7 protein-coding genes and 1 pseudogene are annotated in these 8,593 nt (G+C 46.5%); 4 read left to right on the forward strand and 4 right to left on the reverse strand.

Annotation, left to right across the window (positions count from 1 at the left end):
* Positions 1–432: sugar ABC transporter permease (locus tag RMO52_RS23175; protein WP_310419046.1), on the forward strand; the 432-nt coding region annotated here is incomplete at its 5' end.
* A 10-nt stretch (positions 433–442) separates the two neighbouring features.
* Here the strand turns inward: RMO52_RS23175 and RMO52_RS23180 are convergent.
* Positions 443–1,624, reverse strand: coding sequence for an MFS transporter (locus tag RMO52_RS23180; RefSeq protein ID WP_310419049.1), 1,182 nt, complete (start codon positions 1,622–1,624; stop codon positions 443–445).
* A 392-nt stretch (positions 1,625–2,016) separates the two neighbouring features.
* Here RMO52_RS23180 and RMO52_RS23185 point away from each other — a divergent pair, with 392 nt between their 5' ends.
* Positions 2,017–2,325: a hypothetical protein gene (locus tag RMO52_RS23185; protein WP_310419051.1), complete on the forward strand. Its 309-nt coding sequence runs from the start codon at positions 2,017–2,019 to the stop codon at positions 2,323–2,325.
* Between the two features lie 164 nt (positions 2,326–2,489).
* Here RMO52_RS23185 and glmU read toward each other — a convergent pair whose 3' ends face one another.
* Positions 2,490–3,848, reverse strand: coding sequence for a bifunctional UDP-N-acetylglucosamine diphosphorylase/glucosamine-1-phosphate N-acetyltransferase GlmU (glmU, locus tag RMO52_RS23190; protein WP_310419054.1), 1,359 nt, complete (start codon positions 3,846–3,848; stop codon positions 2,490–2,492).
* Between the two features lie 338 nt (positions 3,849–4,186).
* Between glmU and RMO52_RS23195 the strand changes: the two genes are divergently transcribed.
* Positions 4,187–4,954: an MlaE family lipid ABC transporter permease subunit gene (locus RMO52_RS23195; RefSeq protein ID WP_309738346.1), complete on the forward strand. Its 768-nt coding sequence runs from the start codon at positions 4,187–4,189 to the stop codon at positions 4,952–4,954.
* 67 nt (positions 4,955–5,021) lie between these two features.
* Here RMO52_RS23195 and RMO52_RS23200 read toward each other — a convergent pair whose 3' ends face one another.
* Together RMO52_RS23200 and RMO52_RS23205 are read right to left on the reverse strand one after the other, a co-directional pair.
* Positions 5,022–5,939, reverse strand: a complete 918-nt coding sequence (locus tag RMO52_RS23200) for a fructosamine kinase family protein (RefSeq protein ID WP_310419056.1) — start codon at positions 5,937–5,939, stop codon at positions 5,022–5,024.
* A gap of 24 nt (positions 5,940–5,963) precedes the next feature.
* Positions 5,964–7,661, reverse strand: a complete 1,698-nt coding sequence (locus tag RMO52_RS23205; protein ID WP_310419058.1) for a hypothetical protein — start codon at positions 7,659–7,661, stop codon at positions 5,964–5,966.
* 708 nt (positions 7,662–8,369) lie between these two features.
* On the opposite strand from RMO52_RS23205, the pseudogene psaA reads away from it, so the two are divergent.
* Positions 8,370–8,593, forward strand: a pseudogene (psaA, locus tag RMO52_RS23210) (photosystem I core protein PsaA); the annotation flags it as partial.

Here is an 8,593-nt window from a genome sequence, read left to right on the forward strand (position 1 = left end):
ATCTCTTGGCTGAGTGACTCGGTATGGGCGATGCCTGTAGTCATCCTCGTGAGTATCTGGAAACAGATCGGCTTTAATTTGGTGGTGTTTTTAGCGGGATTGCAAGCTATTCCCAGTACGCGGTATGAAGCTGCCGAATTAGATGGTGCTAATGGTTGGCAGCAATTTTTATATATTACGCTACCGGGGATTCAGTCTACTTTAATTTTTACCGCGATTACCACGACAATTTTTACGCTCAAAAGTTTCGAGCAAGTATATATTATCACTGGTGGCGGCCCACTCAATTCTACTAATTTATTAGTTTATTACATTTACGATCGCGCTTTCGCTCAATTTGATTTTGGCTATGCGGCGGCAGCGGCAATGGTATTACTGCTATTTACATTTGGCTTGGTCTATTTACAGTTACAGAATTCGACTCAAGAGTAATTACTAGTTGTCAAACTGCTTTTGGCGTGTATTGATGCCGTTTACGAATGGCAAAAAACAAGACGATAAATGTACAAATACCAGCTAAGTATAGCGGATAGCCATAGGTGAGTGGATGACTTCGGTCTACCATTAATCCCGCAATGATAGGGCCGATACCGTTGGCAGCACTTAAGTATGAAGCATTTAAACCAGACATTCTACCTTGTTCTTCAGGGCTGGTATTGAGTGAGATCAGGGTGCTAATCATCGGTTGTACTAATGAATTAAATAGTGAGAAGAGCATACCGATGACTAGAAAGAAGTGAATATCGGGGATAACTGGCATCAAGATAAATGACAAGCTTCTAAAAAATAAGCCTACAAATAAGATTTTGACTAAGCTTAAATATTTAGTAAGAATTTTAACGCCTTGAATTTGAACTATAACACCAGTAACCCCGATCGCCAGAAATAATAGTGTCAATGATTTACTATCTTGATGTAAAACATTTAGATAATAGGGTTGAAAGGCAAAGGTAAATAATGTAAATGTGGTACCGACACAGAGATTGATAATAAATAAAATTCCCAATCGGGGAAAGGACAAACCTTCAATCAAATCTCGCATCCCCAGATCGAAGATATTGGTATCGATATCGGCGCGTTGTGGCAATGTTTCTGGCAAGAAGAATATCGTAATAACTAGAGCGATTGCCGCAAATGCAGCGGATACTAAGAATGCTGTACCGAGCGATCTTTGTTGAGCCACCAAACTTAAAACAGGCCCCATCACAAACCCCAAACCCAGTGAAGCACCGAAGATGCCAAAACCTTTAGCGCGATTTGCTGGTGTGGTTACGTCCGAGATGACGGCTTGAGCGACGGAGATATTACCACCAGTCACCCCATCGAGAAATCTGGCAAAAAATAAGACTGCGGCATTTGGCGCTGTCCCTGCGAGTAGATTACCAACTACCGTCCCAACTAAACTAATAATTAGTAGTGGTCTTCTACCAAATCTATCGGATAATTTACCAATAATTGGTGTCGCAAAAAATTGAGCGATCGAGAAGATGGCAAACAGAAAGCTAGTCTCAATATCACTGAGATTAAATTCACGTCCATATTGATAAATTGTGGGAATGAGAATCGTGAAACTCAGTGAGTTAATAACATTAATCAGTGCAATAATCCAGAAGCTACGATTCATGAGATTTGGGGTAAGGAATTTGAAAAAGAGCCGTTGGCTGAGCCTCTCCATCGGAGAATTTAATCCTACTTTTAGATCGGGAAATATACTTAGATCGGTGTAAATACGGATACCGTTCGCAAAGCTATGTGAATAGATCGGGGAATCTTCGGATTAATATTTGTACCAATTTCGATTAAAATCGAATTGAATAGAGCGCAACCTCATCGCTCTTCAACTCATAAGTGCTTTTGAACTTGAGCGACATCTCAATTCGCCAGAAATTGCTCTGGGTCTAAGTTTAACTATATCCATAAACCAAAGGGTTACAGCAATGTATACTGCTGAATTATCCTAGCCTGACAATTTTGCATACCTCTCCCCGATTTGTTACCGATCGTGACTAGTAACTTATGCTACACCCCCGCTTTTTGAGATCGTCTGCGTTTGTAACTCCGTTAGTTCGACAAACATTCCCGACTGGTAATGGTTTTGGTGGTTCGAGTCTCAACACCATTCGCTTTCAGATTTCAGGATTCAAGACCATCAATAATTCGGAATACAGTGCGGTAAAAATACCTACTCACATCCAACCAGCATCACTGTTAATCGAAGTTGGCAAGATCTTCATCCTAACTCTATGGCTCTGGTGCGCGATCGCGTTTGATTCTTGCTGGAGTGGGATGAATTCACGGGCGAGTTATTCGACTCAAGATGTGTGAATTCTTGACACTTTAATCGATCGCGAATGTGCCGTGAGGCAGTCGCTTCACCACATTTCTATTCCGATCGATCGCTAATTAATTGTTCTTAAAAACTGGAGCGAGCAGTTTAAGTTACAGCTCGCTGCAATCTCGATCGTAGTCACATTACATTAGCTCCCAGCCTACTCCTGTTGCCATTTGGGTCGCCAACCAGGTTTGATAGTTTGATGCGATCGGGCGATCGCCAGACAGTCATCGGGGACATCACTGACGATTGCCGAACCAGCGGCTGTCGTCACTTGAGAGCCGATATTTAGCGGTGCGACTAAAGTGTTATTAGAACCAATCCGGGTAAAATTACCGATGGTGGTTTGATGCTTGTGCTTACCGTCATAATTAACGGTAATGGTGCCCGCACCGATATTGACTTGCTTCCCAATGGTGGCATCGCCTAGATAGGATAGGTGCGCGACATTGGTATTATCACCGAGTACGCTCTTTTTCAACTCGACAAAGTTACCGACGCGACAGGATTCGCCAACTTGAACATGTTGGCGGATATGGGCGAAGGGGCCGATATTTGCATTATTACCGATCGAGCTATCGGTCGCCACGGAATACATCAATGTCACATTGGTACCGATTTGACTATTTTCAATCAGGCTCCCCGGCCCGATCCGGCTGCCGCTGCCGATGGTAGTATTACCCCGGAGATGGGTTTGCGGTTCGATAATCGCATCGACACCGATCTGGACGGTATCGTCGATCGTCACGCTATCTGGATCGACGATCGTGACCCCAGCAGCCATCCAGTCATCTTTAATCCGCGATTGGAGGATTTGGTAAGCAGTCGCTAATTGGCGGCGATCGTTAATCCCCAAAATCTCGCGCTCGTCAGGGACATCGTAGACCATCACTGGTGATAGAAAATTTACGGCATCGGTGATGTAGTATTCTTGCTGGCTGTTATTGCTCTGCAATTTTGGTAACACGGCCTGGAGTTTTTGCCAGTTAAAGCAATAAATACCCGCATTCACCCGGCGATTTTGACGTTGAATGTCGGTACAGTCGCGATCTTCGATGATTTCTTGGAGCAGATTATTACTATCGCAAAATACCCGTCCGTACCCCTGGGGGTGAGCTAATTGGGCTGTCAGTATCGTTGCGGCATTTTGATGCTGCTGGTGCGTCTGCAAGAGTGCTGTGAGAGTTTCCGGACGCAGCAGGGGGACATCTCCATTTAAGACGAGTAAATCGCCCTCAAAGTCAGCCAAATGGGGAAGTAGTTGTTGGACGGCATGTCCGGTACCGAGTTGCTCGGTTTGCTCGACAAACTCCAAATCGGGATAATCGAGCATCGCGGCTTTGACGCGGTGAGCTTGATAGCCGACAATCGCTAACTGGCGTTCGGGTTGTAGCACTCCACACCCGATTAATACCCGTTCGACTAACGATCGTCCTCCCAGTAAGTGTAATACTTTGGGTAAGTCCGATCTCATTCGCGTGCCTTTGCCCGCTGCCAGAATTGCTACTGCTACCATAAATATGACTACTACCGAAGGAAACTAAATAAAGCCTCTCTTAAAATACCCCATTGCCTGAAGCATGAATGCGATCGTTGATAAACTTCCTGCGATCCGAGCTACTTAGAGGGTGTCTGAAAAGGCTTTTCGGTGTGAATCGGAGATCTAAATCCCCCTAAATCTAAAAGCCCCCTTTTCAAGGGGGTTGGGGGATTTAGATCTTAAAACGCAGCAATTAGACTTTTCAGACACCCTTTCAGGCGCGATCGATTGTTTTAGAGCGATTCTCCTGATGGAGAGGCTACGCCAACGTGCTTCTCGTATAATCGTATTACTGACGATCGATAAATTGATATATGCCTGTATGGTTAAGACGGCTCATTGCAGCGGTGTTCTTAGGTGGACAAGCGATCGTGCATATTCTTAGGGGCAAGTTTAATTACCCCAATATTATCGAACAAATGGCTCTAGTCGGGCCACAATCATTACTAATTGCGCTGGTGACATCCACAACCATCGGCATGGTGTTTACAATCCAGGTAGCCCGAGAATTTATTAATATCGGTGCGGGACAGATCGTAGGTGGTGTCTTATCCCTGGCGCTGACTCGCGAACTAGCTCCGGTATTGACAGCCGTGGTTGTCGCTGGGAGGGTGGGTTCGGCATTTGCCGCCGAAATTGGCACGATGAAAGTTAGCGAACAAATCGACGCGCTGTATATTCTCAAAACAGATCCCGTCGATTATTTGGTGATTCCGCGCTTGGTGGCGTGCTGTATTATGTTGCCGTTACTAACGATTTTATCGATCGTCACGGGGATGATTGGTGGCTTGCTGGTTGCTACAAGTATTTTTGGATTGCCAACCCAAGTATTTCTAGATTCCGCTCGCAATTTTTTGAATGGCTGGGATCTTTGTAGCGCACCGATTAAAGCCGTTTGTTTCGGGGCGTTAATTGCGATTATCGGTTGTAGTTGGGGTTTGACAACTACAGGTGGTGCTAAAGGGGTCGGGCAATCGACGACAACTGCGGTTGTCACTTCGCTACTGGCGATTTTTATCTCCAATTTTTTCTTGTCTTGGGTGATGTTCCAAGGTGCGGGTAATGCTGTTAAATCTCTCTAGTAGTCTACGGCGTGAATCTAGTTAAGAGATGGGAGATAGAAGATAGTAACTGAATTTATGCTGCCAACTAAGCTAAGCGGAGTAAGATGCCGATCGTCCGATTTGCCTGAGCTTGATAGCTGCCCCCAAATAAATTGTAGTGATTGAGAATGTGATAGAGGTTGTACAAGTTTTTGCGCTGTGAGTAGCCAGGATCGAGCGGATAAATCTCGTCGTAGCCTTGGTAAAAAGCGGCAGGAAAGCCCCCAAAGAGTTCGGTAAGGGCTAAATCGACCTCGCGATCGCCCCAATGGGTTGCCGGGTCGAATATGACTGGAGTGCCAGTAGTCGTAAAGCTGGTATTGCCACTCCAGAGGTCGCCATGTACTAATGCTGGCGGCGGTTGGTAATCGGCTAGCAGTCGAGGAATCGCAGCTAGTAAGGCAGTCGCTTGGGGAAAATTACCCCCTCTTTGCCGAGCGAGTTGGAGCTGATAGCCAATCCGGTTGTTAGTAAAAAATGTCGCCCAATCGCTGTTCCAAGTATTAATCTGAGGTGTCGAACCGATCGTATTATCGATCTGCCAGCCAAATTGCTGGCGTTCCGATCGATATTGATGCAGCCGTGCCAGATTGCGCCCCATTTCACGCCAAGATCGATTCTCCTTCGGAGAGGCTCCGCCAACGGCGGCGTTGGTGACTAGATCTAGATATTCCATCACTAAATAACTATGTTCGCCCACCGTACCCCAACAAATAGGTACGGGGACGCGGATCGTGGCTGTAGCAGCGATTTCTGACAAACCAGTCGCTTCCGCTACAAACATCTCGATTAAGGCTGCGCGATTGAGCTTGATTAGATAGCGATCGCGATCGCGACTGCTAATTAGATAAACTTGATTGATACAACCACCACTGAGGGACTGACGATCGCTAATCTCGAACGGCTCGCCAGTAGCTCGGGTAATTTGGGCACTAATTTCACGCCACTGGATATTTGCTGACAAGTTACTACCTCACGCTAAGTTGACCTAGCCTCGTTGGCGGAGCCTCTCCTTTGGAGAATCGCGTAAACTATCGATAAATTCGATCGCTTTACCCGTCCAAATCTGCATATTGCGAGCAAATCTTTGTGCTTTGGCAGGGATTGTATTTGTAAAAGCGCGAATTTTGACCTTGGCTGCCTCGATTAACTCGATCGTTTGCGTTTGCCAAGTTTTTTCACCAGCCGCAATAACTGTTGATGGGGGCGCAGTCGGGGGTGCGACTGGCGCGGGGAGTTGCGGTTGAGTCGCGACAGGCGGTGCTGGGATCGTGGTGGGTGCTGGTGCTGGCTGGACGGGGATTTGGGGTGGCACGATCGCGATCGCTTTTGGTGCGCTCGTCGGTGTCGGCTGGATAGCGGGGACGGGTATGACTACCGGAGCGATGGGATTGGGTGCTGTTTTTGCTACCGCTGGGGCTGGTTTTTGGTTGGGAGCAGGGGGGACTGGTACTGGTACGGGAACGATGACGATCGGCGCGGGAATTGGCGATGGGGCGATCTTGGCAATCGGTTTGGGCTGTGGTGATGGCGATTTCTCGATCTTTGGTGCTGCTTGTGGCGCTGGATTGGGGGCTGTGACGCTCGGTACTGGTAGCGGATTAGTTGGTGCGAGCGTTGGGGTGGGGCTGGGCTTTGGCAGTGGCGGTGAGATCGCGATCGGTTGGGGTAATTCGGGTGCTGGAGTGCTATTTGGTACGGGCGAGACTTCCCTGGGAGAATTCGCTAATGTGGGTGTTGGTATCGATACAGAGTTAGGATCTACCAAGCTTTGCGCCAGTTCTGGGCTAAGTTCGCCCCGAATTAGTCGAGCGAGCGAATCTTTCGTCCGAGGGTCATAGGTGACAAGCCCCACGGTATCGTTATAAACATTCGGTAACGGATTACCGCGATCGTCTACCAACTCCAATCTCACCCAATTCTTGCCTTCCTTAAAGCCCTGAAGATATACTGGTGCCCAGCGATCGAGGATAAATCTTTGGTCGTTGATAGTGACTCGCACTCGCCAATCGGGTAAATCCCGACTGCCCGGTGAGACTGGATGAGAGGGCGCATTTGTCAGATAATAATCCAACATAATTGGTTCGGCACTATAAGTACCTGCCGGACGACTATAAGTAAGTAACGGTTGCTGAGGATCGGGATTATTTTCCGCAGTTTTAGTCAAGACATGAAACGTGACGCGATCGAATGCAGCTTCATTTTTGAAACTCTCATGCCACGGACGCGATGCAAATACACGCAAACTATGGGTTCCAGGCGTTAGATTTTTAAAAACCAAGGGTTGGCTCAGATCGTATACGCCTTGGTAAGTCTGTTTGTCTAAAATCACATGGAGATGATTGCCCAGACCTAACTGTGACTGTTTAAATAGTGGTAAATCCGTGACTTTAAATTTGACCGTGACTCGATCGTCTGACAAGATTTCGTCGGGCTGCGGGCTGAGAATCTCTACTTGTGGCTGATATTTTTCTAGGCTGGGGGCTAGTTGTAAGATACTCATCGGCGTATTCACTTCCGCTAACGGCCCATCCGTAACACTCATAGCCGAACTACTCATCGCTGCCGAATCATTATTTGCAGCCGGAGATCGTTCGCAACTGGCGATCCCCAGCGTCAGCATCAGGACGAGGCACGATCCTACCAATCGAGAAACTAATTTCCACTTCAGATTCGCTCTTAACACCCGCACCTCTGCTTTCCCAAATTACTTTTGCCATGCCTATCTTACTAGGATTGGTGAGTTTTTCACCGATCCCGCCCTAGCCCTATCCACTAGCCATTAACTGCCTTTTAGCTAGTTTGCTATGAAATCGATCTTGAGGTCGCCAATTTCGGCATTCGCGAGATTATTACTTTTCGTAAACTTTAACTGAGAAATTATTCGGGTACCGATCTTAATTTTTCAATCTTTTCCCATCCCAGCAGCCAAGTCTAGCAACTTTTCTCGTTATTAACGTTTATGTATATATGTAACAAAACTATCGCTATTAAATCTCGATGCGTTAATAAAGTCGCAACTCCCGCTCTATTTAAAAATAGTTCCAACCTTTAACTAGAGCCTATTTCCAGTAATTATTAAGTTTGTTTAAAATAAATCTATTAGGCTTGACTTTTCAACCAACCCAAAGCAATCGAAATCGATATAAGCAACTTGGGGAGCGACTTTGAATTATTGTTAACGAATGGTGAATATCGATCGTTCATGAACCTATAATTCATCAACAGAGGTACAGACCGAACGAACTTGTTTCATTCGTGCGAGTACGGCTTGTGACTGGAAGCTGCTTTGGCAGCAACCCGATCGAGCATGGTTTTTGGCTCCGTTTAACTAAAAAAATGCGCACTTACAGTTGGGTATCACCTCGTTCCTTGTCTAGAGAGGAGAATCCTCATGACAATTAGTCCGCCAGAGCGGGAAGCAAAAGTTAAGGTCATCGTTGACAAAGATCCAGTGCCTACTTCTTTCGAGAAGTGGGGTAAACCGGGGCATTTCGATCGAACCTTAGCGAAAGGACCAAAAACCACTACGTGGATTTGGAATCTTCATGCCAACGCACATGATTTCGACAGTCACACCAGTGACCTAGAAGACGTTTCACGCAAAATTTTCAGTGC

It is taken from the genome of Chamaesiphon sp. OTE_8_metabat_110 (genome assembly GCF_031382685.1).
Lineage (GTDB): Bacteria > Cyanobacteriota > Cyanobacteriia > Cyanobacteriales > Chamaesiphonaceae > Chamaesiphon.

Coding starts and splice junctions, on each gene's coding strand:
- RMO52_RS23180 (WP_310419049.1), bottom strand. CDS start 1,624: ATGAATCGTAGCTTCTGGATTATTGCACTGATTAATGTTATTAACTCA.
- RMO52_RS23185 (WP_310419051.1), top strand. CDS start 2,017: ATGCTACACCCCCGCTTTTTGAGATCGTCTGCGTTTGTAACTCCGTTA.
- glmU (WP_310419054.1), bottom strand. CDS start 3,848: ATGGTAGCAGTAGCAATTCTGGCAGCGGGCAAAGGCACGCGAATGAGA.
- RMO52_RS23195 (WP_309738346.1), top strand. CDS start 4,187: ATGCCTGTATGGTTAAGACGGCTCATTGCAGCGGTGTTCTTAGGTGGA.